The sequence below is a fragment of the Novipirellula rosea genome, from assembly GCF_039541335.1.
In the GTDB taxonomy this organism is placed as follows: domain Bacteria; phylum Planctomycetota; class Planctomycetia; order Pirellulales; family Pirellulaceae; genus Novipirellula; species Novipirellula rosea.
This window is the reverse complement of sequence record NZ_BAABGA010000006.1, coordinates 35,934-61,052: the sequence shown is the minus strand read 5'-3', so window position 1 is coordinate 61,052 and position 25,119 is coordinate 35,934. Positions and strand designations below refer to the sequence as shown.

At 55.3% G+C, this 25,119-nt stretch carries 20 protein-coding genes; 7 read left to right on the top strand and 13 right to left on the bottom strand.

Features of this window, described 5'->3' with window-relative positions:
* The first annotated feature begins 65 nt into the window (after window positions 1-65).
* Together argJ and ABD971_RS01015 are read left to right on the top strand one after the other, a co-directional pair.
* Window positions 66-1,259 carry a bifunctional glutamate N-acetyltransferase/amino-acid acetyltransferase ArgJ gene (gene argJ / locus ABD971_RS01020; protein ID WP_345318561.1) on the top strand — a complete coding sequence of 398 codons (1,194 nt, stop codon included), beginning with the start codon at window positions 66-68 and terminating at the stop codon, window positions 1,257-1,259.
* A gap of 172 nt (window positions 1,260-1,431) precedes the next feature.
* Window positions 1,432-3,669: an NADP-dependent isocitrate dehydrogenase gene (locus ABD971_RS01015; RefSeq protein ID WP_425571232.1), complete on the top strand. Its 2,238-nt coding sequence runs from the start codon at window positions 1,432-1,434 to the stop codon at window positions 3,667-3,669.
* Between the two features lie 535 nt (window positions 3,670-4,204).
* On the opposite strand, the gene ABD971_RS01010 is transcribed toward ABD971_RS01015, so the two are convergent.
* Entirely contained in the window at window positions 4,205-4,666 is a 462-nt protein-coding gene (locus tag ABD971_RS01010) for a hypothetical protein (protein WP_345318558.1), read from the bottom strand.
* A gap of 257 nt (window positions 4,667-4,923) precedes the next feature.
* Here ABD971_RS01010 and ABD971_RS01005 point away from each other — a divergent pair, with 257 nt between their 5' ends.
* Window positions 4,924-5,601 (top strand): SGNH/GDSL hydrolase family protein, encoded by a 678-nt coding sequence (locus ABD971_RS01005; RefSeq protein ID WP_345318556.1) that lies wholly within the window; start codon window positions 4,924-4,926, stop codon window positions 5,599-5,601.
* A gap of 65 nt (window positions 5,602-5,666) precedes the next feature.
* On the opposite strand, the gene ABD971_RS01000 is transcribed toward ABD971_RS01005, so the two are convergent.
* From ABD971_RS01000 to ABD971_RS00975, 6 genes are all read right to left on the bottom strand, one after another.
* Window positions 5,667-5,981: a thioredoxin family protein gene (locus ABD971_RS01000; protein WP_339944963.1), complete on the bottom strand. Its 315-nt coding sequence runs from the start codon at window positions 5,979-5,981 to the stop codon at window positions 5,667-5,669.
* Between the two features lie 9 nt (window positions 5,982-5,990).
* Window positions 5,991-6,698, bottom strand: a complete 708-nt coding sequence (locus ABD971_RS00995) for a 3-keto-disaccharide hydrolase (protein WP_339944961.1) — start codon at window positions 6,696-6,698, stop codon at window positions 5,991-5,993.
* Between the two features lie 14 nt (window positions 6,699-6,712).
* Window positions 6,713-8,062, bottom strand: coding sequence for a dihydroorotase (locus ABD971_RS00990; protein WP_339944959.1), 1,350 nt, complete (start codon window positions 8,060-8,062; stop codon window positions 6,713-6,715).
* 168 nt (window positions 8,063-8,230) lie between these two features.
* Complete coding sequence (locus ABD971_RS00985) at window positions 8,231-8,974, bottom strand: uracil-DNA glycosylase family protein (protein ID WP_345318553.1); 744 nt, start codon at window positions 8,972-8,974, stop codon at window positions 8,231-8,233.
* Entirely contained in the window at window positions 8,974-9,828 is an 855-nt protein-coding gene (locus ABD971_RS00980; RefSeq protein WP_425571226.1) for a hypothetical protein, read from the bottom strand. Before ABD971_RS00980 ends, ABD971_RS00985 begins: the two co-directional genes overlap by 1 nt.
* A 109-nt stretch (window positions 9,829-9,937) precedes the next feature.
* Window positions 9,938-10,738, bottom strand: a complete 801-nt coding sequence (locus ABD971_RS00975) for a hypothetical protein (RefSeq protein ID WP_345318549.1) — start codon at window positions 10,736-10,738, stop codon at window positions 9,938-9,940.
* A 42-nt stretch (window positions 10,739-10,780) separates the two neighbouring features.
* Between ABD971_RS00975 and ABD971_RS00970 the strand changes: the two genes are divergently transcribed.
* Window positions 10,781-11,626 (top strand): hypothetical protein, encoded by an 846-nt coding sequence (locus ABD971_RS00970; protein WP_345318547.1) that lies wholly within the window; start codon window positions 10,781-10,783, stop codon window positions 11,624-11,626.
* Window positions 11,627-12,116: 490 nt separating this feature from the next.
* Here the strand turns inward: ABD971_RS00970 and ABD971_RS00965 are convergent, their stop codons facing one another.
* Window positions 12,117-14,912, bottom strand: coding sequence for a hypothetical protein (locus ABD971_RS00965; RefSeq protein WP_345318545.1), 2,796 nt, complete (start codon window positions 14,910-14,912; stop codon window positions 12,117-12,119).
* Between the two features lie 103 nt (window positions 14,913-15,015).
* Between ABD971_RS00965 and argH the strand changes: the two genes are divergently transcribed.
* Window positions 15,016-16,401 carry an argininosuccinate lyase gene (gene argH / locus ABD971_RS00960; protein ID WP_345318543.1) on the top strand — a complete coding sequence of 462 codons (1,386 nt, stop codon included), beginning with the start codon at window positions 15,016-15,018 and terminating at the stop codon, window positions 16,399-16,401.
* A gap of 287 nt (window positions 16,402-16,688) precedes the next feature.
* Here argH and ABD971_RS00955 read toward each other — a convergent pair whose 3' ends face one another.
* The 5 genes from ABD971_RS00955 to ABD971_RS00935 all read right to left on the bottom strand — a co-directional run bounded on the left by ABD971_RS00955 (window position 16,689) and on the right by ABD971_RS00935 (window position 23,488).
* Window positions 16,689-17,273 (bottom strand): LURP-one-related family protein, encoded by a 585-nt coding sequence (locus ABD971_RS00955; RefSeq protein WP_339944909.1) that lies wholly within the window; start codon window positions 17,271-17,273, stop codon window positions 16,689-16,691.
* Between the two features lie 121 nt (window positions 17,274-17,394).
* Entirely contained in the window at window positions 17,395-17,799 is a 405-nt protein-coding gene (locus tag ABD971_RS00950) for a DUF3467 domain-containing protein (protein ID WP_339944907.1), read from the bottom strand.
* Window positions 17,800-18,092: 293 nt separating this feature from the next.
* A complete protein-coding gene (locus ABD971_RS00945; RefSeq protein ID WP_339944905.1) occupies window positions 18,093-20,279 on the bottom strand; it encodes a hemolysin D in 2,187 nt (728 codons plus the stop codon).
* A 194-nt stretch (window positions 20,280-20,473) separates the two neighbouring features.
* Window positions 20,474-21,367, bottom strand: coding sequence for an efflux RND transporter periplasmic adaptor subunit (locus tag ABD971_RS00940; RefSeq protein ID WP_345318540.1), 894 nt, complete (start codon window positions 21,365-21,367; stop codon window positions 20,474-20,476).
* 69 nt (window positions 21,368-21,436) lie between these two features.
* Complete coding sequence (locus tag ABD971_RS00935; RefSeq protein ID WP_339944901.1) at window positions 21,437-23,488, bottom strand: GAF domain-containing protein; 2,052 nt, start codon at window positions 23,486-23,488, stop codon at window positions 21,437-21,439.
* 352 nt (window positions 23,489-23,840) lie between these two features.
* On the opposite strand from ABD971_RS00935, the gene ABD971_RS00930 reads away from it, so the two are divergent.
* Together ABD971_RS00930 and ABD971_RS00925 are read left to right on the top strand one after the other, a co-directional pair.
* Entirely contained in the window at window positions 23,841-24,296 is a 456-nt protein-coding gene (locus ABD971_RS00930; protein ID WP_339944899.1) for a hypothetical protein, read from the top strand.
* 157 nt (window positions 24,297-24,453) lie between these two features.
* A complete protein-coding gene (locus ABD971_RS00925; protein WP_425571225.1) occupies window positions 24,454-25,002 on the top strand; it encodes a DinB family protein in 549 nt (182 codons plus the stop codon).
* Window positions 25,003-25,119 lie beyond the last annotated feature (117 nt).

Here is a 25,119-nt window from a genome sequence, read left to right as displayed (position 1 = left end):
GTCAAATCGTAGGAAGTCGGCTTTCGGCGATGGAAAATAGCAAACTAATTTAACAGGCATTTCAGATGTCAGACTCACCCCTGTTCCTGCCACGTGGTTTCCGTTTTGCCGGTGCGACTTGCGGAATCAAGGCCAGCGGAAAACCGGACATTTCCTTGATTGTATCGGATCATCCGGTCGTTGCTGCGGGCGTTTACACGACGAATAAAATTGTCGCCGCGCCAGTCGTGCTATCACGTTCGCGAACCCCCTCGGCGGCGATTCGAGCGGTGCTGACGAACAGCGGCAATGCGAATGCCTGTACCGGCGAACAAGGCATGGAGGACGCCAAATCCACCTGTGCCCAGCTCGCTTCGTTGGTCGGTTGCGACGAATCCGACGTGTTGGTGATGAGCACCGGAGTGATTGGCAAGCGATTGCCGATGGACAAAATCCGTTCGGGTGTCGAACAGGTCCACGGCAAACTCGCTAGCAGCGAAGCCGCCTTTGTGGACGCGGCCGAAGCGATTCGCACCACCGATGCGGCACGCAAAACGGAAACGTGTGAATTGACACTCGCAGGCAAGACGATCCGGATCGCGGCGATGGCCAAGGGAGCGGGGATGATCGCGCCCAACATGGCGACGATGTTGTCGGTGATGTGCACTGACGCTTCGATCAACCAAAACGACGCCCGAGCGATGCTGACTCGTGTCGCAAACGTTAGCTTCAATCGAGTCAGTGTGGATGGTCACACCAGCACCAACGATACGTTGCTGCTATTGGCTAGTGGCACCGATGAACCGCTCTCCGGCGACGCGTTGGCCGAGTTCGAGGCGGCACTGACGAAGCTAGCGATCAATTTGGCGAAACAGCTTGTTGCCGATGGCGAAGGGGCGACGCACGTGATGCAGATCCACGTTTTTGGAGCCGAGAGTGATGCTTCGGCCGAAGTGATCGCGAAAACCGTCGCAGCAAGCCCGTTGGTCAAATGCGCGATCACGGGTGGTGATCCGAATTGGGGCCGCATCGTTTCGGCAGCCGGATATGCAGGTGAGCCTTTGGAACCGGCCAAGGTTTCGTTGTCGGTGTGCGGCCAGGCGATCTACGAAGATGGCACGCCGCTCGACTTTGATGCCGCGTCACTTAGCCGCACCATGAAGGGGCAGCCGCAAATTGATGTCGAACTTCGCGTGGGCTCGGGCAAAGGCCAAGCGACGTATTGGTCGAGCGATTTGACGACCGATTATGTTCGTTTCAATTCGGAATACACGACTTAATTGATGCCCCGCGGCACGCTTTGCGTAAGAGAATCACGGCCAAAAACCTAAATTTGGCCATCTTCCCTTCGAGCGGTTTCAACACGATGATGGGGCATCAGCTGATCCCCGATTTACCGTGCTCGATCGACTTGCGACGTCGATCGGTTACCGAATGCAACGAAGGAAGATGATGTCTCAAAACGTTTCAAAAATTGTTTATACCCACACGGACGAAGCGCCAGCACTGGCGACTTATTCGTTGTTGCCGATCATCCGCGCGTTCACATCGGCGGCGGGGATCACGGTCGAAACCAAAGACATCTCGTTGGCCGGACGGATCCTGGCTAACTTTTCGGACGTGCTTCCAGCGGACCAACAATACCAAGATGCCTTGGCCGAACTCGGTGAGTTGGCGAAGCAGCCCGAAGCGAACATTATCAAACTGCCAAACGTCAGTGCTTCGATTCCTCAGTTGAAGTCGGCGATCGCGGAACTGCAAAAAAATGGTTTTGCTGTTCCTGATTTCCCCGATGAACCCAAGACCGATGCCGACAAGGAGACTCGGGCTCGCTACGCCAAGGTGCTCGGCAGTGCCGTCAACCCAGTGCTTCGCGAAGGCAATTCGGATCGTCGCGTTGCGGCGCCGGTGAAAGAATACGCCAGACAAAACCCGCACTCGATGGGTGCATGGTCATCGGATTCCAAGACGCACGTGGCTTCGATGAGCGAAGGCGATTTTTATGGCAGCGAGCAATCGTATGTGATGAGCGAAGCGGGCGATGTGCGGATCGAATTGGTCGCTGCGGATGGCACAACGACCGTGCTGAAAGAAAAACTGTCGCTGTTGGCTGGCGAAATCATCGACGCATCGCGACTGCAAAAGAAATCGCTGCAAGAATTCCTGGCTCGTGAAATCGACGAGGCCAAAAAGCAGGGCGTTCTGTTATCGTTGCACATGAAAGCAACAATGATGAAGGTGTCCGACCCCATCATCTTCGGCCATGCCGTTCGGGTTTTCTTTAAAGATGTGTTTGCAAAGCACGCCGAATTGTTTAACGAATTGGGTGTGAATCCCAATAACGGAATCGGCGACGTTTACGCCAAGATCGAAACATTGTCCGAAGCGAAGAAGCAGGAAGTGTTGGCAGATCTGGATGCCGTCTACGCGGATCGTCCAGCGCTTGCGATGGTCGATTCGGACCGCGGGATCACCAACCTGCATGTCCCCAGCGATGTGATCATCGATGCTTCGATGCCTGCCGCAATCCGGTCTTCCGGCAAAATGTGGGGGCCTGATGGCAAGCTGCGTGACACCAAGGCAATGATTCCGGATCGTTGTTACAGCGGTGTTTATCAAGCTACGATCGATTTCTGTAAAGAAAACGGTGCATTCGATGTCACCACGATGGGCAACGTTGCCAACGTTGGCTTGATGGCTCAAAAAGCCGAAGAGTACGGTTCGCACGACAAAACGTTCGAAATCCCCAGCGCCGGCGCGGTACGTGTGGTCAACAGCAAGGGCGAAATCCTGATGCAGCATGCCGTCGAAGAGGGCGACATTTGGCGGATGTGTCAAACCAAAGATTTGCCCGTGCGTGACTGGGTGCGTTTGGCGGTCAGCCGTGCTCGCGCGACCGGTTCGACTGCGATCTTCTGGCTCGATGAAAATCGTGCTCACGATGCAAACTTGATCGCCAAGGTCAAAGAGTATTTGCCGTCGCACGATACTTCAGGACTCGATATTCAAATCATGTCACCCGTCGATGCGACCCGTTTGTCGTGCCAACGAGCGAAAGATGGGCTCGATACGATTTCGGTGACTGGCAACGTGCTGCGTGATTACCTGACCGATTTGTTCCCGATTTTAGAATTGGGAACGAGCGCCAAGATGTTGTCGATCGTTCCACTGTTGGCGGGCGGCGGATTGTTTGAAACCGGCGCAGGCGGATCGGCGCCAAAGCACGTTCAACAACTGCTCGAAGAGAATCACTTGCGTTGGGATTCGCTTGGCGAGTTTTTGGCGTTGGCAGTTTCGCTGGAAGACCTCGGCGGAAAAGCGGACAACCAAAAAGCCTTGGTGCTGGCAGAAACCTTGAACGAGGCAACCGGCAAGTATTTGTCGGAGAACAAATCGCCGTCGCGTAAGGTCAACGAGATTGATAACCGTGGCAGCCATTTCTACCTAGCGCTTTATTGGGCGGAAGCACTTGCTGCACAAGACAAGGACGCGGAGCTGAAATCGCGGTTCCAGTCGCTTGCAGCGACCTTGTCGGATCAAGAGGCGAAGATCGTCGACGAGTTGAACTCGGTGCAGGGCAAGGCGGTCGACATCGGTGGTTATTACCAACCCGATTGCAAGAAGGCCAGCGATGTGATGCGACCAAGTGCAACGCTGAACGCCGCGATCGACGAGCTAGTAAAGTCGTAGTCGAAGTGTGGGATAGGCTTCCAGCCTGTCATTGGTCGGGGGATGTTGCTTGAGGGATCTTTAGCAAGATCCACTACGGAGCGATCAATGGCGATTGTCGCACGGCTTTCCAAGCCGTCAGCGTGCCTCGCGTTTGATCGTTGCTTCGGGAATCGCCGCGTGCAATTTTGGATGACGCGAACGCTCTCGTAGCGAAAGTCGCGAAGACTTTCGGGGTGTGGGATAGGCTTCCAGCCTGTCATCGGTCGGGGGATGTTGCTCGAGGGATCTTTAGCAAGATCCACTACGGGGTGATCAATGGCGATTGTCGCACGGCTTTCCGCCGTCAGCGTGCCTCGCGTTTGATCGTTGCGGCGGGAATCGCCGCGTGCAATTTTGGATGACGCGAACGCTCTCGTAGCGAAAGTCGCGAAGACTTTCGGGGGGTGGGATAGGCTTCCAGCCTGTCATTGGTCGGGGGATGTTGCTTGAGGGATCTTTAGCAAGATCCACTACGGGGCGATCAACGACGATTGTCGCACGGCTTTCCAAGCCGTCAGCGTGCCTCGCGTTTGATCGTTGCGGCGGGAATCGCCGCGTGCAATTTTGGATGACGCGAACGCTCTCGTAGCGAAAGTCGCGAAGACTTTCGGGGTGTGGGATAGGCTTTTAGCCTGTCATTGGTCGGGGGGATGTTGCTCGAGGGATCTTTAGCAAGATCCACTACGGGGCGAACAATGGCGATTGTCGCACGGCTTTCCAAGCCGTCAGCGTGCCTCGCGTTTGATCGTTGCGGCGGGAATCGCCGCGTGCAATTTTGGATGACGCGAACGCTCTCGTAGCGAAAGTCGCGAAGACTTTCGGGGTGTGGGATCGGCTTCCAGCCTGTCATTGGTCGGGGGATGTTGCTTGAGGGATCTTTAGCAAGATCCACTACGGAGCGAACAATGGCGATTGTCGCACGGCTTTCCGCCGTCAGCGTGCCTCGCGTTTGATCGTTGCCGCGGTGAGCAGTCACGTGCGATTCCGACAGCACGGTTAATTTAGCGCTACCAGCTTGGAAAGCTGGGCGACAATGACTTTGCTTCGTTACGGTCTGCAGCTCGCCCGCATATACAATAATGCAGTCTTCAAAACTTACGCTTCGGGTTATGATAAACACGAAACTGCAAAACCCACGCAATACCCGGTGCCTTACGGCCCTCGGCTCACGACGGACATTGACATTTCGATAAGATCGACAAGCTGACCGAAACGAGTACCCCAAACTTCACCATGATGACTTCCATTCGATTCCTCGGCTTCCCACTTGCCTTGGCGTTCATGTCGTTGACGAGTTCGCTTTGCAGCTTTGCGAGTGAGCCGGTTCGTGCCAAGGTCGTCTGCTTTGGAGACAGCATTACCAAACGAGGTTACTCGGACTTTTTGGCGCCGCTGCTAGGCGTTGATGCAATCAACGCCGGTGTCGGTGGCAACACAACGACGCAAGCCCTGCGGCGAATGAACCAAGACGTATTGTCAAAACATCCCGATGTGGTGGTGATCTTTTTCGGCACCAACGATAGCCGCGTCGACAGTGCGAAAGTCCATGTGCCGCTGGATCGCTACTCGGCGAATCTGCATGAAATGATCGATGCGTGCCAAAAACAACAGGCACAGGTGGTCTTGTGCACCGTTCCTCCGATCAATCACGAGCCCTATTTCACACGTCATGACAAGGCGGTGTTTGATCGCGCCGGCGGGCTGGATCGATTGCTGCAACAGTATCGCGAAGCCGCGTTGCAAGTGGCCCGCGAACGCATGGTCGCGGTCGTCGATCTGAATCAGATATTGTTAGACGAGCCAAACTGGCTCAGCTCTGATGGGGTGCACCCGACGCCCGAGGGTGTTGAGATTCTGGCAAAACATATCGGCAAAGCGGTCCGCCCTCTGATCGCAGCGAAACAAAAATAGACTTGGCGTCGTCTTTCGCTTGGGTCGCTCACTTTTAATCGTGGCGGCGCTGGTCGCCTAATCGATCAAACCAAGCCGAGCGCCATCATCAGCGTGAGTTTGTCTTGCAGGCCGACTAACCGTTTGGTGGCTCGGCCGCGTGTAAACACGATCAGCGTTGGCAGTGAAGTGACTCGGTGCTCGTTCGCTAGATCGCTGTTGGCCTCGGTATCGACTTTGACCACCTTGTAGCGGCCTTTGGCTTCCGAATGCAACTTATTCAGCTGCGGAGCCATTTTCCGGCAGGGGGCACAGCGATCAGAGTAGAAATCGACGAGCACCGGAACGTTGGCGTCAAGCACCTCGCGGTCAAACGTCGATTCCGTCACTTTCTTGACCATCGCGAAACCTTACTTCTGCAACGAGATGTTTTTGAAGCGGACGGTCATCGGCGGACCGACGTGTAATTGCAATGCGATCACGCCATCGGAGGAGGATTTTTCGGATTGCTCGTCAATCACTTCGGCGGTCATCGTGCCGTTGATGAAGTGTTGCAGGCGGTTGCCCTTGGCGACGACACGAAATTCATTCCACTGGCCGGGGTGAATCGCATTGGCGAGCTCTTTGCCATCGGCAAACGTTTCATCTTGCTTCTTGCCGTCCGCAGTGATGGTGACCCGATGACCACGCTGAGCCAAGATGCCGCGGCCCCGTTCTTCGTACAAAATACCAGCGAATCGGTTGGTGAAATCGATGTCGGCTTGATAGCCCCCTACGATGAATTTGTCTTCGTCGACGATTTTGCTGCGGTACTGGATCCCCGAGTTGCCCCCTTCGATTTTGAACCAGACGGTCAGTTCAAAGTTTTCGGGGACGTCTCCCTTCCAGATCAAAAAGGTATTGGCGTCGATCGGGTTGGCTTCGGTGGTGCGGCCGACAATTTGGCCGTCTTCGACACTCCACAGATCCTCGCGGCCTTTCCAGCCGTCGATGCTTGTGCCGTCAAACAAGACGGTCGAGTCAGCGGCGGACTTAGTCGCTTCGCTGTCGTCCTCGGCAAACGAGAACGCGGGGGCCAACAGAAGGGTGGTCAATAAACAGGCTGCAAATCGTTTCATGAGGGTGTCTCTTGTTAGGTTCCAATGCCATCGACGGTGTTCCAATAGCCACCTCGGCTATGGTCAAACCGCAATTTCGTTCCGCGGAAGGATTCGTCGAACCCGCGTATTGTATTCCAAACGCAGTGCCCGTGAACATAAGTCGCAACGGGCCATCCTTGCAGTGTTTCCCCGTCCCAGGGGCTCCAGCGGGATTTTGTATGCTGCTGGGCATCGCGAATCGTGCGTTTTTCGTTCATGTCGACCACTACTAAATCGGCGTCATAGCCCGCTTCGATTCGGCCTTTACCGACCATGCCCCACACCCGAGCGGGGGCGTCGCTCATCCATGACGCGACTTGATTCAGCGTACAGCGGCCTTCGCCAGCTTGATCGAGCATCAGTGCCAAGCTGTTTTCGACCGCCGGCAAACCTGATGGGCTCTGCGGATAAGGCTGCGATTTTTCTTCGAGTGTGTGCGGAGCGTGATCGGTCGCGATCACCTGGATCGTGCCATCGAGCAGTCCTTGCCAAAGCCCTTCGTTGTCCGCCTTGGTCTTGATCGACGGGTTCATTTGGATGCGGCTGCCGAGCCGCGGGTAGTCGTCGACGTTAAAGAAGACGTGATGCAAGCAGATTTCCGCCGTGATGTAGGGCGAGGCATCCGCAAGCAGCGGCAACTCGGCGGCGGTCGATACATGCAGCACATGGAAGCGATGCTTGTGGCGACGAGCCAATTCGGTCGCTCGTTTGGTCGCGATCACGGCCGCGTTCTCGTCGCGAATGCGTGAGTGGTCGGTGATGTCCGTGGTTCCGGCCAGCCGCTCGGCGTTGGCACGCACGGTGGCTTCGTCCTCACAGTGGGCGCAAATGGGTAAGTCGGTCTCGGCAAAGATCCGTTCCAATGCCGCTTGCTCGTCGACAAGCAGATTGCCGGTGCTGCTGCCGATAAAGATTTTGATTCCCGGAACGTCGGTGGCCTGTTGTAGCTCGGCGACGTTATCCGGAGTCGCGCCGATGTAGAACCCGTAATTGACTCGCGATTTTTTGGCCGCGATCGCTTCTTTGTCGCGAACCCCGGCCAGCGTGATCGCAGGCGGCTTGGTGTTGGGCATCTCGAGGAACGAGGTCACTCCGCCCGCGGCACAGGCACGCGATGCAGTTTCCAGGTCCTCTTTGTGCGTCAATCCGGGATCACGAAAATGGACCTGGTCGTCAATCACGCCGGGCAGCAAGTGACGACCGCTGCAATCGACCACTTCGTCCGCTTGGACATGTGATCCAGCGTCGACGTCCATGATCTTGCCGTCTTCGACCAGCACCGATCCCGTGCGGACCGAGTCAGCGAGAACAACGTTGGCATTTTGAAATAGGGTGCGGGACATGGGCTTTGCAGGCGGAATCGAGGAACAACGTGTGAGCTACCGTCAGGATAACAGTCTGAGTGAGGAGTGAGGAGTGAGGAGTGAGGAGTGAGGAGTGAGGAGTGAGGAGATGGTGACGCGTGAGCGGCCGGGTTCCGCATATTAACGCGGTTTCGTAAGGCCCACGGCTCACTTCCAGATGCCGGCTTCGGTGAGTTGTTTTGATGCGGTGCCGGCCCAGTCTCGGTTCGCCGCTGGCGACGCGGGACTGGGGTGAAGGATCCGTGAAAGTTTTGCCTCACTATTGATTGCTTCGAGTGATCGCTTCAAGCACCCTTCGGCATACGCGCCGACGCCGACGACGTAGGTCGGGTCGAGCAGTTCGAGTAGTCGCTGCAGGTGCGCGTCACAGACCTCGTTAAGCGATTCACGTTCGGCAACCGGCAGTTTGTCGGGCGTGCGATTGCGGGCTGATGCTTCCATGAACACCAACGGACAATAATTCAGCACGAAGTGGTCTTTGAAAAACCGATCTGCCGTCTTAAACCGCTCGCGGAACAATCCCCACAACCTTCGCCCGCTGACTTCACTCTTGGCACAATCGAATCCTTCGACAGGCCGTTTGGGGTGTTCGTTTTCAGGATGATCGACGGGGACATTGATCCCCATCCAATTTTTGACCGAGTCGATCTCGCCAAACGGAACTCCGGTTTGAGCCATTCCCCAGGGGCCTGGGTTCATCCCCAAGAATACGACATTCACTCCCTTGTTGTTGACATGTTCCAGATAGGCTTCGTGCCCCTTCCAGGCGTAACGCAGCGGATTGTAGACGTGCGTCACCGGTTCGGAAAACGACAGCGAATCGACATCGTCGCGGAGTTGCTGAGCGGCAGCGATCACGGAATCGCGAATACTCGTTTTCTTTTTAGCCATCAGTGAGTCGCAGGTCCTTCGGAAGTGGGTTCGAGTTCGGTATTGGAGGTTGCCGGGTCCGCGTTTGCCGGGGCGGGGATCGCCGGTGGTTCTAAGTCGGAGGCATCAAACAGGTCACGCGACTGAGACAGGATCATGATCTTTTGCCAGATTTTGCGGCTCATACTGGTACTTAGTTGTTCGATCTCGGTGACGGCGGCGACGGAATGAGCGTCGTCGAATCGCTCGACGTACAACGCCGCGATCTTGCCCACCAACGATAACATTTCGCTGCAATAGTCCAGGTAACGACCGAGCAAGAACGGCGTCATGTTGTATTTAGGCGAGTGATCAGTGGCCTGCCAGTTTTGTAAAATCCGTTCGGGATCTTTGGTCAATTGATGCATGTCGATGATGTGGGCGATCGACCGCAATTCATGAACCGCCGCCAACGCTCGTTTGCGTTTAATCCGCGTTTCCAAACTGATCAAAAAGTACAAGGCGATGCCGACAAACACGGCACCGTTGATCCCGGCGTCAAAGGTTTGGATAAAGTCCATCGGACTGACTTCGTCCGGTTCCAAACGAACGACCAACGCTCCGTAGAAAATCAAAACGGCCAACAAGCTGAACGCCAACAGGTAACCGACCGCGCGAATCCACAAGATCGGACGCCCAATCCAGGCCGATCGCGATGCGGCTTGCAGCGAGACTTGGTGAAGTTGTCCGCACAGCTTGCCGAGTCCGCAATTGGGAAATCGCTCGTCGATCCGCACTTGAAGCATCGCGACCGTTTCGACGATGCGGTCATCACGCAGTCGCAGCAGATCGTGCGGCTTTCTTTCGACGTATTCGGTTAACTTGTTCATTCGCATGCGTCTCGCAGAAAAGCCAGAATCCTAGCAAAGCCAGGAAAGATGTTTTACTTCGAATGACACGGCGGGAAGTGATCTGGCGAGCCCAGACTGGCAGTCTGGGCTACTTCTACACGGCCATGTATTCTTCGATGGCATCAATCACGATCTCTTCGGGCGCAGGTTTACCCACCCATTTTTCGATACATTGGCAAATCATACCGACTCGCCGCTGGTCGATGTTGATAACAGTGGCTGCGAAATCATCGAGCGCTTCGGCCACCGCTTCATTGCCGCTGAGGTCAAACAGCAGAGATGACGGGCAGGCGGCGGACGCGTCTTCGATTTCCAGTGCCACGGCATCCGCATCGAGCTCGCCAACCAGGATCACATCCGCCTCGGGGATCGAGGCGGTGTCGGGTTCGAGCAAGGACTGTTTCAGGGGTTCGCGATACGGTTCGGGAAACAGCGAATCGAGATCGCGGTGAATTTTACCAATGACGCTCGCCGAGACCGCCGAATCGTCCTGTTTGGCAGAAAGATGGGCATGGATCTGAGCCGAAATCCATTGGCTTTCAGCATCAAAACCAAGCAGGCCTGAGTTTTGTGAAGCAGAGCCTTGTAGACCCGAACGGGCAATCGGGTCACGATAGAAACAGTCCAGTACTGCGGGTCCGGATTGATCGGGCAGATGGCCAGCGGCCCACTGAGCCGCTTCACGGATCAAATTCTTGCTCAGTAGAATTCCGCGGACCCCAAGCACCTCGAGTCCATGCAGGGCGACGGGCAAGTTTTCCGGCGTGACATCAAATGACATCACTCGCCAATCGAGCTTCATCGCTTCAAAGGCTCGTTCGATCGCGAGCTGTGACGGATTTCCGGCAATCGGGTGCCCAAGCACCGCAATGATCGGTTCAGTGGTACCATCCATGTTTCAAGTTCGCTCTCTCAAACCAAACCTCGGGAATGTCAAGTGGAAGCCGGAAAACAGCAAACCTACTTGATTCCGCTGTTAAATCGAAGGGCGCTGGTAATTCTGGGCAGCTGGGCACTGGCAATGATTGTCGCAACATGGCGGACCGCAGATCCCGCACATGGCATAGTCGAAAGCCACGAAATCAACTTTGCCTTTCGCTGTTTCATTGTCGGCTGCTGGTTGGGCAGCATCGCGGTGAGTTGTTGGATCACGTCGGCGGTAAAAAAAACGGTGATGCGATACGGATTGCAAATCGCACTGGTGCTGGTCGGCGTGACGTCGTTTTGGGGCACGTTTAGTGATGACCCTTGGCTCTCAACTTTGGTTGACATGGTGGGAATCGTGCTGAGTCAAAACGTCGTGTTTGCGTGGATTGCGGTCCCTCGATGGAACGATACGCGAGAGTCAAGTCAGCGGAAACGACGTCAATTTTCGATCGGCGACCTGATTGCGATCACGACCGTGTTTGCGTTGCTGTTAACATCGGCACGCGACTTTCTGCCCCCGATACGAGCCGAGCTCTATTGGCCGGTGCTAATCGGGATCTGGTTGACGGTCCCCGTCGCCACCGCGCTGCTCAGCCAGGCAATGCTACTGGTCGCGTCTCGCGGCGGGTTGGCACGTGTGATCCTGGTGGGATTTGTGCTCTTTTTAGGCAGTTTCGCGATGGCGATTTTTGCCACGGAGTTTGAATTTCCCATCGAGTGGAATGATCTGTTTTTCCTGTACGTGCTGTACTACTTGATGGTGTTTGTCGGCTTTTTGTGTGCGTTTGCGGTTGCCAGTTTTGCGGGTCGCTCGGCCGCACAACATGCCGCGATCACTGAATCGGCTGAGCTTTAGCATTACCCGGTGCCTTACGAGAGCGTCTGACTTTGAACGCCTTGTGATTCACGGCGCCCGCATAGCAATGACAATCCTAACCCGACGCGTGAGTTTTGAAGTTGCGCTATTTGCTGTCGCGGAGCGACATACTTCGATAGCCTCGGACTTTAGTCCGAGGGATTTTCGCCAAAAACAATCGAGTCCCAGCGGGACGTTTTGTGACTTGATCATTCGCCACAGAACGTCGCTCCGCGACTTGGTGCCAATTTCAGAACCGATAACCTTGGACTAAAGTCCAAGGCTATCCCATAAAGTGCCTCCGGCACAAAAACAGCAATTTCAAAACGCGTGAGCGAGGGACCTCCGGTAACGCGATGCGATCTGCTTGGAGTCCCTCGCTTAAGCTTCGGGTTGTGGTTTTTCTAAGCCGGACGCTTTCTTACCGCCCACGGCTCACCCGTTTGTTTCAATCATCGACTCAAGCAACAGGTCACTCGCGACCTGCCGGCTAGTTTCTCGCCGCGTCGACGATCGCATCGACCACCAAACGGTCGTCGTACTGAGTCAACGTGAATTGACCGCCGCGGAACCACTGCATGATCGGATGGGCATAGTCCAAGGGCGAGCTCAGCGGTGGTTGTGTGCCATGCCATGCCGTGCTCTGCCATTGATCCACTTGAGGCTGAAATTGGTATTCGCCGCCGAGGGTGCACTGCAGATCGGTGGCGAATATATCTTGCGTGGCTGCGAGTGCATCGGCTGGCGGCACTCGCAATTGGCGTGACAGCATGCCCAGGAAATCGGCTCCCGCCAAACTGCTGGTTGCCGACCGTTGGTACAACTGGTTCGTGACCCAGGATTCGAGTTGGCTGCCTCGCAAATTTCCGATTCGGCCACGAAGTTGGGCCGCGTCTTCGACTTCGATCGAAGCCAAAAACGGCAAACTCGCGGTCAACAGATCAGGATAAAACGACAACACGCTGAACCCGCCTCCGGTGTAGCGATAGATTCCGCCGATCAGCCGGCTCATCCCTGGACCGACCGGAGTGCCACGGCCTAGACCCAGCGGCAATCGATCAATCGCTCCGGGGGATGGCCACGCGCCGATGTAACCTGGCAACTGTTTCAGTGCACGATAGGTCTTGATCAAGCCGTCGAAGTCATCGGGATTTGGTGGCACCGAGTCTTTGATCGCGGCAAACAGATGGGTTGGGGGACCCAGCTGTTCCGAAGCCACGTGGGCTTGGACCGCGACGATGTCATCCGGAGCAAATTGCATCGCGACCCGTGTCGGTGGTCCCAATTGCTGAGCGTATTTGCCGTATTGTGCGGGCGACCAAGGAGCGATCTCGGCATGGATGGCGAGCCGTTCGACGGTGGCGTTTTGATCGCCACCGGCAAATACCGTCTCCCGCTGCACGCCGGCCATGATCGGGTCCATGTGCGGAAATCGTGAGGTGTAGCTCGCGGCGATCCGCGAGTACCACAATGCTTCTTCGGCCGTCACGTTTTGTAGTTCGATGTCGGCGATCGGCAAAAAGGTCCCGCGAGCACCGCGGCGCGTATCGATCACGCTGTCGCCGAGTTCCACGATCCCGCTGGCGTCCGAACGCTCGCTAAAGTTGTTGGGCAGGTAGCCACGTTGGATCAACTGGTCAATCGACACCGTCGCTGCTCCTTCAGCAGCAGCGGCTAATTTGGCCAGCTGTACCAAGGTCACATCCGATTTCGCATCGATCCGTCGCCGCAGCTCGATCAGGTATTCGGGTGACACCAAACCTTGCAGCATTTGAGGCGAAAAGTAGGCAAACAGTGAATCCTCTCGCTCGATCGGCATCAATCGCCGAGCGAGTCGAAATTCCGAGGTCGCCGCGAGCGATTGCCCACTTTCGCCGACTTCGAGAAAACGCCTCGCCATTGTTTCGCTGTTGGTGACCAGGATGTACTCGCCATCTTCGACCATAAACGAACGCACGCGATTGTCGGCACTTTGCAGCAGCGAAACGGTTTTGCCGGCGATGGTGGTGTCGCCAAGTTCGATCGCGTCGTCTGATTTCGCTCGTGTCGCTCGATCGTTTTGCAGTGAGGTGCGGAACAGGAACGCGTTCTTGACTTTGAACAACACTCCCAACGTCGCTCCGTCATTCAAATACAGATCGCGACCGATGATCGCTTGGTCTTCGATCACGGTTGGGCCCAACATTCGCGACAACTGATTCATTTCCAGATTCAATTGCGTTTCGATGGCCTTGGTCCCCGGGCTGCGGAAACCTCTTAGCGTGACCATTCGCGAAACATCGCCGCCGTACTCTTCCGAAAGATCACGGAACCACAAATAGTTCTCGAACGACCCATAGCGAATATAAAAACACTCCGGCGGCACTCGCGTTGCCAGCGGTTCGATCGCAGTGTTGTCATTCGCACCGCCGGGGTTTGGAATCGGCTGGGTCCATCGCGGAGCGGCGGGAACCGGGACGACTCGGCTCATGTCCGGTGCGAGAGGTTGTCCCATCGCGGCTTGGCGAAACATTGCCTCGGTCGCTTGCTCGGCACCCGCCATCAATTTCAGGGTCGACACCAGCGTGTCGCCGGCCTCGGTCTCGGTGGTGAACCAAGCCGGCATGGGAAGATGCAAGCGGCCAGATAGCATCGCCACTAAATAGGTCTCGACCCAGGGCGGATAATCGCCAGCATCAATTCGCGTTTTGGCGGCCGCGGTGTAGTCGCTCCACCACTGGTTCAACAGTTGAGCATGCGTTGCGGGATTGGATTCCGGATTCAATTGATATTCACCGATCACACCGCTGGTATCGCTCAGTGCGACCACCATCGGTTCGCTGCCTTGGAACAGGAACGAGATTCGGCGTGCGACCGTCTCTTCGGTCGGTTGGTCTCGGCTAGTGATCTCGCGGATCAGACTTCCGACACGGCGAAGCAGCCGGCCTTGGCCTGCCTCGGGCACCGGCCGCTCCGATGGCGGGACCAATTTTTGACGAATTTCTTGCCCCACCGGATAGAACACGCGGCGCTGTGCATCGGTGACACGAAGCGGTGGCTGCGACCCGATCGGCACCCCTGCGGCCAATGGGATCTCAATCGTAGCTACGCCAAACGGCTCACCCGCTTGCGCCGAAGCGAGGACCTGCTGGGCCGTCGCGGCCGAGGGAATCCCTAGTACCAGCAGCACGGCGAAGCACGCCAGTGGGGGGGCGATGTGAGTGAGTGCCCGCCGTCCTGCGGTCGGGACGCGGCTGCGTGAAACCGTGGAGAGATCGGGCAAAGGGGAAGTGGAGCAATATTTCATGGAGAATTTTTCTTTATCTGCTTGGGGTCGTCACCCGTGTTTCTTGGGTGATAATGGCAGCGAAGTTCCATTATTAAGACCGACTCAGCAACAGGATAGGGCGATGGCAGATAGTCCATCACGAAGTGGCGTTTTTCAGGCAAGTACCGACAAGCGATTGGAGGCGTTTGCCGAGAGCATTAGCTTCGATCGACGCATGTATCAACAGGATATTCGCGGCTCGATCGCGCATGCGGACATGCTTTCGAGCGTCGGTTTATTGACTCGAGAAGAGTTTTCGACGATTCGTGACACTTTGAAGGAAATCGAGGCGGAACTTGATGCCGATCAGTTCCCGATCCGCTTCGAGCTCGAAGATATCCACATGCATATCGAGCAGGCGTTGATCGACCGGATCGGTGACGTGGGCCGAAAACTGCACACCGCTCGCAGCCGTAATGATCAAGTTAGCACCGATGTACGGATGTGGGTCCGCGAGGCGCTGGACACCGTGGACGCCCGGCTGCTGGAATTGCAACGAGCGTTCCTGAGCCGCTGTGAACGCGATTTTGATGTCGTGTTGCCGGCGTACACCCATCTGCAGCGGGCTCAGCCGGTGATCGCCCCCCACTACTGGATGGCCTATATCGAAAAACTACAGCGAGATCGCGGCCGGGTTGCCGATTGTCGCCGGCGAGTCAACGAATGCTCGCTCGGGGTCGCGGCGGTCGCGGGAACCACGCTGCCGATCGATCGTGATCACACCGCCAAGGCGCTCGAGTTCGATCGGCCAACGGCCAACAGTTTGGACACCAGCAGCGATCGCGACTTCATGCTCGAAAGCGCATTTGTGCTGTCGGTGATCGCGTCGCACCTGAGCGGTTGGGCTGAAGAGTGGATTCTGTGGAGCACCGTTGAATTTGATTTCATCAAGATGCCACAAGCGTTCTGTACCGGCAGCAGCATCATGCCACAAAAGGTCAATCCCGATACGCTGGAACTGACCCGAGGCAAATCGGCTCGCGTGATGGGCAATTTGCAAACGTTAATGTTGTTGGTCAAAAATTTGCCGCTGGCGTACAACCGCGATTTACAAGAAGACAAGCCACCGCTATTTGATTCGTTCGACACCGTGATCGCCTCACTCGAATTGGCGATCCCGATTGTCGAAGGATCCGAGCTGCGACGTGAATCGATCGCCAGTCGTTTGGAACGCGGCTACTTGGATGCGACGACGTTGATGGAGTGGATGATCCGCAAGGGCATGCCGCAGCGTCGAGCACACCATTTGGTGGGCGCGATTGTGGGTGAAGCGATGAGCCGCGAAGTGCCACTGAGCGAGTTGCCGCTGGACGTCATGCAGTCGCACGCAGCGGAGATTGACGAATCAGTCTACGAAATCTTGGGCAGCCGGAAAGCGGTCGAGGCGTTCGTTAGTTACGGTTCGTCGGCACCGGCGCAAGTGCGAAGTCAAATCGATCGTTGGACCAAGCAATTGGCCGCTTCGTAAGCGTGCTCGCCACATCAACATCGCCGAGCGAAACTCGCCAAGAGTTTCGGCGGTGACAGCAGCGAGTCACCTCGCCCGAGCGCAGCTTGGGAGAGGTCGGACGGGCCCCTTTAGGCCTCGTCCGGGTGAGGGCCGACCGCGCAAAGAAAACGCCGCAAGCAGTTGCCGGTGCGATGACCAGTGCGAGTAAGCTGGAGGCAGACCCTCACCCGAGCATCGCTGAAGGCTCTGCTCGACCTCTCCCCAAACGGCGTTTGGGAGAGGTGTACTGATTCTAGCCCAACCGCTTACCCTCGGCCGCGTTCCAGTAGCACCAGCATGATCATCGCTAGCAGCGATCGCAGTTCGTCGTCTTCGGGCATTTCGCCAAGTTTCTCGAGCACAAATTTCCCTTCAAACACCGCCGGTCGTTTGGTCAACCGTAACAGGGGTGTGCCGTCCGGCCGTGTGATGATGTAGCTCGGATTCAACAGGTAGGCGGCCACCAGCCCGATGATCGGAATCTCGCCCAACAGACTTTCGAGCACCTTCTTCATCGGGCTCTCTTCGCTGATCGTCATGTCGACGGCACCATTTTGCATGATCTCGTAGTGGGCGGACCATAACGATCGCATGCCCTTTCGGCGGACCGCACCCCAATCGTTGCCTTGCGCATCGGTGAAATGGTAGTTGGCGGAAAAGTCGATCATACGATCCGACGCGATGGTGAAAATCAGATTCGATTGGCTGGCATCGCTGTAAATGTTCACTTTCTCTTTTAACTTGAACATTTTTTGTTTGATGAACATCAACACGTTGCCACTCGCGTCGGTGGCGGTCACGCGCTGGCCAAATGTCATCAGTTTAAAAGTCAATTCGATGGGGTACTGCATGGTGTTCTCGGTTAGAATCGATTCGCAAACATCGGAATGGGACCAAAAAAAAGCCGCGTCACTATTGCAGTGACGCGGCTTAGTTTAGCTGATCTCGCTGCCCATGTTGCAGCGCGATCAATTAGCTCTTTTGTGCAGGTTGGCTCTGCTGAGTCAAACCTGGACGAACTCGCTTGTTGATGTCGGTTTCCAAAACGCCGAACACCGACTCGTGACGAGCGACCGACATTTGCAGTGCTGCCAACAAACGCTTCGCGGTGAAGAAGTTCACGATGATGCGTTGCTTGACTTGGATGGGGTCCTTAGGAACGCCGATCGGTTGTGGGTTCAAACCGAAGTCGATGATCAATTCTTCAGGCGACCCCGTTACGCGGCAAAAGTTTGCGTAGCATGCCAACGCGTTGTCATCGGTCACTTGGACCTGAACAGGTTGTTGTTGCTGAGTTTGTGCTTTTTCCGCTGGTGCTGCAGCAGCGGTTGCTGCTTCTGGTGCGTCGGCCGCGGGGCTCTTGGTCTCGTCTGCCATCAGTAATTTCACTCCGAAAGGTAAAGAAGAAATATCATTCTGTTCTCGCATCACGAACAAGCGAAAACGGTGTGGGCGTAAAAGTCGTCTCGGGTTTGCCGCCCGAATCGCACTAAGTCCCAGTCAGCTCTCTTTCTGTTAAGCCTGCGTCACCATGATGAAACATCCTGACAATTCGCATGCTAACAATATGGGGGGCTGCTGCAACGTGAGACGACCTTGTTCGATTAAATAATTCTTAATGTCTGCTTTTGTTTGTTAAACCACGCGAAATACACAGCTTGGCGAGTTGTTTAAAACTCGAAATTGAAGGTCTTCGCAATCACACGCCACAGTCGTGAACCCAGCGACATCGGGTCCACATGCACCTTGGCACTGCCTCGGTAACCAGGCCGCAACGTCAAATCTTTAGGATCCAGCGGCACACGTGCTTGGTAGGAAACACTTCGTGGTTTGATCATTCCCGTGGTAGGGTCAATTTCGGTTTGTAAGTCGCCTCCGGTCTGGCTAGCCATTGATGACGAGGTTGCTTTGAGCGGGTCGTTGGATTTTTCGGAGATCGTTCCGCTAAACTTTTTCATGCGATTGGAATCGAGCAGCATGTCCACCGATTGGCCTTCGCGAACCAATTGGTCATCACCTTGATCGATTACCAATACCGCTTCGAACGCTTCATGACCGCCTATCTCGCAAATCAAGTCATCTGCCGTCAACATCGCGCCTCGATTTCGTTCATCCAGCGGCGATCCGGTCCAACCGGGCAGTCGTCCGTCGCCAGAATCTTTCGAGTCGCGTTCGGGTGGCGGCAAGACAAATCCGTCACGATTCGCCCGAATCACCAATCGCTCTAGTTCTTCTTCGGTTTTTGCACGCACCGAGGCCAGCGAATGGAGCAATTCGACTTGAGTTTCAATCGAAGCTTTTAGCGATTGGTCATAACTGCTGCGGAGCGATAGGTTGCGAAGCTTGACGGTTTCGACCTCTTCTTCGCCTCGGTAATCCGCCAAACGAATTTGCAGATCCGGGTTCTCTAAGATCGCAATCTTGTCCCCGACGCGGACCTCGGTCCCTGGCTGGACTGTCCAGACGATCCGGCCTGGGGTGCCGGCATAAACCGCTCCCGCTTGGCTGGGGCGAATCTCTAGGGCGCAATCCACATGATGAGGAAGCTCAATTTTTACAACGGCAGCGATAACCAGCCCGGCGATCGCCAGCGTCGCCAACAGACGGCCACGTTTCACTTTTGATAATCTCCCAGGCGTACGACAAAACTTCCAGGTTTGGATCACCGGTTGTGCCACCAGGCCGAAGAACCCGATCACCGCCACCATCCGTCCAATCGCTTGAAGTCCATACGGTTCGAGCACTTTGATCACGAACCAACAAATCGAAAACACAACGACCCAGCGATAAATCACACTGGCGATCGTAAACATTCCGAACATGAACTTGCCCCGCGTGGGCATGAACGGATCGTCTTGTAATTCCAAACCGAGACACGTTTCTTGGAACCAACGCTTCAGCACCTCGGTGCTCTTTTGGCGAAGGTTCGGTATCTCTAAAAAATCCATCAGGATGTAGTAACCGTCGAATCGCAACAGCGGGTTACCGTTAACCAGCACCGTGCTGACGACGTTCAAAAACATCATGTTCAAACACAAGTCATTGATCGTGGTGCCTTGTTCACTAAACCACCACACAAATGCCGCGATCGACGCCAAGATCATTTCGACATAGATCCCGCCAGCACCGATCCAAACGCGTTTCCATTTGTTCGGCAGCATCCACGAATCAGACACGTTGCAGTACAAACAGGGCGTGAATACCAACAGCATGAAGCCGATCTCGTGGCATTCCCCCCCGAATTTTTTACAACTCAATCCGTGGCCAAACTCGTGTAGCACCTTCACCAGCGCCATCGTGATGGCCAGGATCAACCAGCGATCGGCCGCAAAAAATTGCTGGAACGTCGGTAGTTTTGCATACACCGTCTCGTATTGGCTGGCCAACAGCAGGCCTGCGGCGGTACACAAACCGATGAAAAAGATCAACGCCGGGACGGTAAAGATCCATCCGAACCACGGCAGGATCGCATTCAAGATTTTTTCAGGGTCGAAGCCGCGGAATCGCAAGGCAAAGACGTTGGACATCTTGCCCATGACTTCTTTGTTCTTCTTTTTGCGACCACGCTCACGCAGTGCTTTTCCTTGCCCCGGAGAGTTGCTGATCACCAATCCGCTGCGGTGCAACATCCCAATGAACTGCTGCAGGTCACCAAAGGTGATCTTTTGCGGAGCGAAACGCTGCTCGAATCCATCCTTGATCTGCTGCAGGCTGACGTGTCCGTCGAGCATGTTCAGAATGTAATACTCTTCGTCGTGAAAGCGAAAATACTGCAGGCCGACTGGTTCCTTGACGACCCAATAGCCGGTGCCTTGATAGCGATGCCGGCTCGCCGTCAAGTCAGGTCGTTTGCGCACCGTCAGCGGCCTTGATGAGCTGCTTACGAGTGATTCAGCAAGTGTGGCCATGAAGTAGAAAAGTGAAGAGTGAAAAAATTGGGATAGGCTTCTAGCATGTCGTGTCTGAAACGCTAACGTCTGCACCGGCGATTCCCCAAGCGGGAGCTAAATGCCCATTCCACGCCAGCGAACCTGATTCCATTGCGATTAGATTACTTCAGCACGGTCATTTCAGCTCGCATTCCTGGCTTGACCAACCATTGCTGGCCAGCTTGTTTATTGTCGATGTTGACCGAGATTCGATAGAGTTTGTCCAGGCCAATTTCGCTGCCGACGAAGTCGACCTTCGCATCGAATGTAACGACGTTTTCATCGCTCGCATCGCGATACACTCGCACTTGGACCGGCATCCCTTTGACCACTTGTTCGGAATAACGCCGCGTGTCGATGTAACCTTCGACTTTCAATTTGTCCAATTGAACCAAGGTCGCTACGGGGCTTCCCGGTTGCACCCATTCGCCAAGCTGGGCAATACGCGCTTCGACATAGCCATCAAACGGAGCCGTAATTCGGCGTTTTTCGATCTCGTATTCAGCCATCTGGCGTTCACTTTCTTTGGCTTTGAACTGGACCTTGGCGATCTGCATCTGCATTTCCGCCAAGTCAATTTTCAGTTCCGCTCGCGTCGCTTCGAAACGTTTCTTTTCAAGTTCCCAAAACGGGATCGCACCTTCACGCCGCAGCTCCTTGAAAGCCTCTAATTCAGCAACCGCAAGGTCCTTTGCGTTTTTCGAGTCCTTCAAATTGACGTCGTTGGTCGCATTGAGCAACGCTTCTTTTTCTTCGGCCTTCTTCAGCTCCAAAGCGTGTTTCGCTTGGGTGTCGTCGATTACGACCATCAATTCGCCTGCGGCAACGGTCCAGCCTTCATCGAACTTCAGCTCCATCACCTTGCCATCCACTTCGGCAGGCACATTCACATTGTTAATGAATTTGACCGTGCAGTTTTCGGCATGAATTTCATTCGCCGAAGGGTTGGAGGTGGTCTGAGCCAACGCTGGAGTCGCAAACGCCAACGCGAAAGCGGCAATCATTGTTTTGTTCACAGATTTAAACTCGATTTGATTGGGGGCATCGTGATGGGGCTGTTTGAGTACACCGCCCCATGGCTCGAACTAGAAGAAGAATTTACAGCACCATTCGTAGATCTCGTGGAAGAACACAAATCCACTTGATCGGCGTCCACAGTAGACCTTGGCAATGACCTTGGCCCCCGGACGCGGATGCAGTTCTTGTAGTGAAGCTTGCTCGGGGTAGGCCGACATTTTGATCACGGCCCCATGTTCTTCGTTCGGTTCGGCGCGAGCGGAGATGTCGGCAACCTTTAGCGATGCGTCCAACTTCTTGTCCGGGTCGGTCGCCAAAATGTAGGTCACGTCCAAGGTTTCAGACTGATTTTCCTTGACGTATTCGTCCAAATGGCCTTCGCGTTTTTCCGGAAGCTCTAACTTCAAGAACAACGGTTGGCGAAGATCCGCGACCTCCAATAGCACTTGGCCAGTGGAAATGGGGCGGCTTCGCAACATCTTTTCGACGTCCCACGACGTCACGATGCCGTCGATGGGCGAACGAATGATCAGTTGCTCGGCGCGATCGACCAGCAGTTGCTTCTTTTCGATCAACACGCGTCGTTTTGTATCGAGCTCGCTAACCTCGCCTTCCAACGCACGTCGTTCGGCGGGTTCTAAGGACTTTCGCTGAGTCAGCTGACCTTGGTTGCGTGCTTTTTCAGCCAATGCGGTTTGGATCTGGCCTTCGATGTCGGTCAGTTGAATCTCAAGATCGCGGTTGCGAAGTCGAACCAATTCTTGACCGACGGTGACAGGTGAATTGTGGTCCACTAAAACTTCGATCACCTCGCCATCGATCGGCGCAAAGATCTCGCGTCGCACTTCCGGTGTTAACGTCCCTTCGGCTTCGAGCGTGAAATCTTTGGGAATGAAAACCAGGGCTAGGATGGCGGCAACAATCAGAGCGACCACGCCAAGTGTTTTCGGAAGCGTTCTCGCTCGCAGTACCCAAGTTGCACGGCCCAGTGCCCGCCAAACTGGCATCAAGAACAAATTGCTATGCGACATCGAGTTGGCGATCGCACGTGTTCCGTGCTCGTAAACCAAGTCGCAGCGGGCGTGAAAGATTTCGGCCGGAATGTTGCTCTCGATTTGCTCGATAATCAACGCGCCGATGACTTCACCACGGTGCGCATTATCGCGATCGATCTCGCCGGCAGCACCGGTGTCAGCTTCGGCACCCAGTTTTCGTTGCGGTTCGCGAAGCGGAAGTACTGCGATGCTACGACCATACGATTGGTCAACATAGTCTTCGAGTGCTTCTTCGATTTGAGGCGGCAAATCTTCGGTCGATCCGTCATGCCATAGCGGCTCGCCCGCCGCGACGACTCGCGTCGCCAATTGGTTTAGCGAGGCGACAATGTTGGATCGGTTTTCGATCGTGTCTTGGCCGCTGATTGCTTTGACCGTGCACTTGCGACCTTTCTTGATCGCCACGCTGACGCGGTCGCATCCAATCAACCGCCGTCCTTCGTTGGCGACGATGTGGGCGGTTTCCATCAAATCGAGCGATTCGTGCGATGCTCGGGCGAAAGCGTCTGCTTGTTGCCAGAGCGTTTGACGATCACCCAGTTTTTGTAGTTTTTGGCCTCGCAACCAATCGGCCGCGAGTTCACACATCTGTTGTACAAACCGCAGATAACCACGCTGGGTGTCGGGTGCGGTGTCGGGACGTTGAAAAATTTCGATCAAGCCGTCTTGTTGCTCATCGTGCTTGAGCGCACCAAGAACGAGCAGGTAGCGAGTCGGATTGCCCTCGGCTTCGCCATCGGTGGTTCCCGAATACGGCGGCACAATCAGCGATTGACCGGTGTTGGCCACACGCTGGATCAGCCGAGTGTGACGGGTCGCGTCCTCGGAGTCGCCCGAGAGCACGCTCGGTTCCGCATTGATTTGGTACTGCAACTTCAGCTGGCGATCTTCGTCCAACAGCCAGATGGCACCGCCGGCGGCAGCCAGAGCAGTGATGATGCGGGAAAGCAGTTCAGGATAAAACTCGCCGGCCGTCGCTCCGGATTTCGAGAGCGCAGCAATCTCGTTGACCAGCGAACGGATCTGAGCTTTGGTTTCCTCAACGGTTTGTTGATTGACCGACATGGCGTATTTCGGAGCTCACGAGGGAGAGAATTGGGTTAAGCGTCTGTCGACAGTAATGAATCAAGCGGTTCACCGCCATGTTGACCTGAGCGGTTATGTAAGAAACACAGCTCGCGGCACCGACCTTGTCGATTGATGCGAATAAGCTGCATTTGCCCATTCTGCGCCGTTGCTTTATTTCCTCATGGCGTGGCGAAAATGGGACATTCCGGTAGACCAGCGAAGGAATTTGCTCGACGTGTCTAGACAGCTTATACAATTTGTATAAACTCGTCTAGACTGTTCGGGGGGATTTGCTTTAAGTTTCTCGGCAGTGACTGTTTGTTCACGTTCCTCCTCGCGTTTCGATTTTATGCTCAATCCCGATTCCATCGAGCCGACGCCGCATCGCCACGACCCAGCGGCGGATCGACAAGAGCCCGCCGATTCGGAGTCGCTGTCGACAGAGGATGTCGGGGCGGCGATCGAGGATTTGCAGCGTGAGATCAATCGGCTGCAGCGTTCGATTCGGCAAGCAATCCAGGCTCAATTGAGTCGGTTTGCCGATCGAAACTTTGGATCGTTGCAGCAGAACCAGCAGATGGTCCAGGCAATTCATACGCTGCTGGACAGTCACGGATTGCGGGTCCAGTGCAGCGAATGTGGACATCCAGCGATCTTGCGAGTTTCGGCTCGGCCGGGGATCGAGCATGGTGCGTTTGTGTTCGATCACACGATTGATCGCCGCCGCACGTTTCATGGCGGCCGAGCGGTGATGCCGCAAATTCGTCTCGTTTCCAAGCCCGCGCGAAAAAAAGCGGCTAGCTAAACTGCGTTCGTACTTCACTCGCTAACACCACGAGCCCCACCCAGAGCCGGCTACCGCCAACTCAGACCTCCCCCGAGGGGGAGGTGAAGATGAGGGGCTGACGTCGGCATCGCAGCGGGCTCGTCTTCATTTCCGGAATTTTGGTATGATCCCCGACATGAGTACGGAAGACAAAAACACAGCGGAACTTTCACCGACACAAACCAGCGAGATGTTGCGGGGGGCGATCGGTCAGATCAAATTCGCCCGCAATTACACATTGGAATTGCTGGCAAATACTCCGCAAGAACTGTGGTTCAAGATCCCCGAGGGGATGCCGACCAATGTCGCTTGGCAAGTCGGGCACTTGGCGGTCAGCCAATATGGTTTGTTGATGTTTCGCATTCGCGGGCGAGGCCCCGATGATCTGGAGTTGATACCTGGGAAATTTCGCAAAGCATATGGTCGTAGCAGCGTGCCGAGTGACGACCCGTCGTCGCAGCCGACGGCCGATGAATTGTTGGCGAGATTGGCCCAAGTGCACGAGCAATCGATGCAGGTGCTCGATGCGGTGACGCCTGAGGTGTTGCTTGAGCCGGTCGATATGCCTTTTGCAGCTTATCCCAACAAGCTTGGCGGTGTTCTGTTCTGTCCGATCCATGAGGGGATCCACGCAGGTCAGCTTGGCATTTTGCGGCGAATGCATGGGCTCGAGCCTGTGCGGTAAGTGCCGGGTAACCGGTCGCGCGATCATCGTTGTTCGCTCGGCCGATCAAACGCTTTTTCTTAAACCGTCAAAGCATGCGTTTGAATTGAATCTGTCTCTATTTAACGACGAAGTAAA

Excerpts from the sequence above, each read along its gene's own strand:
- argJ (WP_345318561.1), top strand. The coding sequence starts at position 66 with ATGTCAGACTCACCCCTGTTCCTGCCACGTGGTTTCCGTTTTGCCGGT.
- ABD971_RS01015 (WP_425571232.1), top strand. The coding sequence starts at position 1,432 with ATGTCTCAAAACGTTTCAAAAATTGTTTATACCCACACGGACGAAGCG.
- ABD971_RS01005 (WP_345318556.1), top strand. The coding sequence starts at position 4,924 with ATGATGACTTCCATTCGATTCCTCGGCTTCCCACTTGCCTTGGCGTTC.
- ABD971_RS01000 (WP_339944963.1), bottom strand. The coding sequence starts at position 5,981 with ATGGTCAAGAAAGTGACGGAATCGACGTTTGACCGCGAGGTGCTTGAC.
- ABD971_RS00995 (WP_339944961.1), bottom strand. The coding sequence starts at position 6,698 with ATGAAACGATTTGCAGCCTGTTTATTGACCACCCTTCTGTTGGCCCCC.
- ABD971_RS00990 (WP_339944959.1), bottom strand. The coding sequence starts at position 8,062 with ATGTCCCGCACCCTATTTCAAAATGCCAACGTTGTTCTCGCTGACTCG.
- ABD971_RS00985 (WP_345318553.1), bottom strand. The coding sequence starts at position 8,974 with ATGGCTAAAAAGAAAACGAGTATTCGCGATTCCGTGATCGCTGCCGCT.
- ABD971_RS00980 (WP_425571226.1), bottom strand. The coding sequence starts at position 9,828 with ATGCGAATGAACAAGTTAACCGAATACGTCGAAAGAAAGCCGCACGAT.
- ABD971_RS00975 (WP_345318549.1), bottom strand. The coding sequence starts at position 10,738 with ATGGATGGTACCACTGAACCGATCATTGCGGTGCTTGGGCACCCGATT.
- ABD971_RS00965 (WP_345318545.1), bottom strand. The coding sequence starts at position 14,912 with ATGAAATATTGCTCCACTTCCCCTTTGCCCGATCTCTCCACGGTTTCA.
- argH (WP_345318543.1), top strand. The coding sequence starts at position 15,016 with ATGGCAGATAGTCCATCACGAAGTGGCGTTTTTCAGGCAAGTACCGAC.
- ABD971_RS00955 (WP_339944909.1), bottom strand. The coding sequence starts at position 17,273 with ATGCAGTACCCCATCGAATTGACTTTTAAACTGATGACATTTGGCCAG.
- ABD971_RS00950 (WP_339944907.1), bottom strand. The coding sequence starts at position 17,799 with ATGGCAGACGAGACCAAGAGCCCCGCGGCCGACGCACCAGAAGCAGCA.
- ABD971_RS00935 (WP_339944901.1), bottom strand. The coding sequence starts at position 23,488 with ATGTCGGTCAATCAACAAACCGTTGAGGAAACCAAAGCTCAGATCCGT.
- ABD971_RS00930 (WP_339944899.1), top strand. The coding sequence starts at position 23,841 with ATGCTCAATCCCGATTCCATCGAGCCGACGCCGCATCGCCACGACCCA.
- ABD971_RS00925 (WP_425571225.1), top strand. The coding sequence starts at position 24,454 with ATGAGTACGGAAGACAAAAACACAGCGGAACTTTCACCGACACAAACC.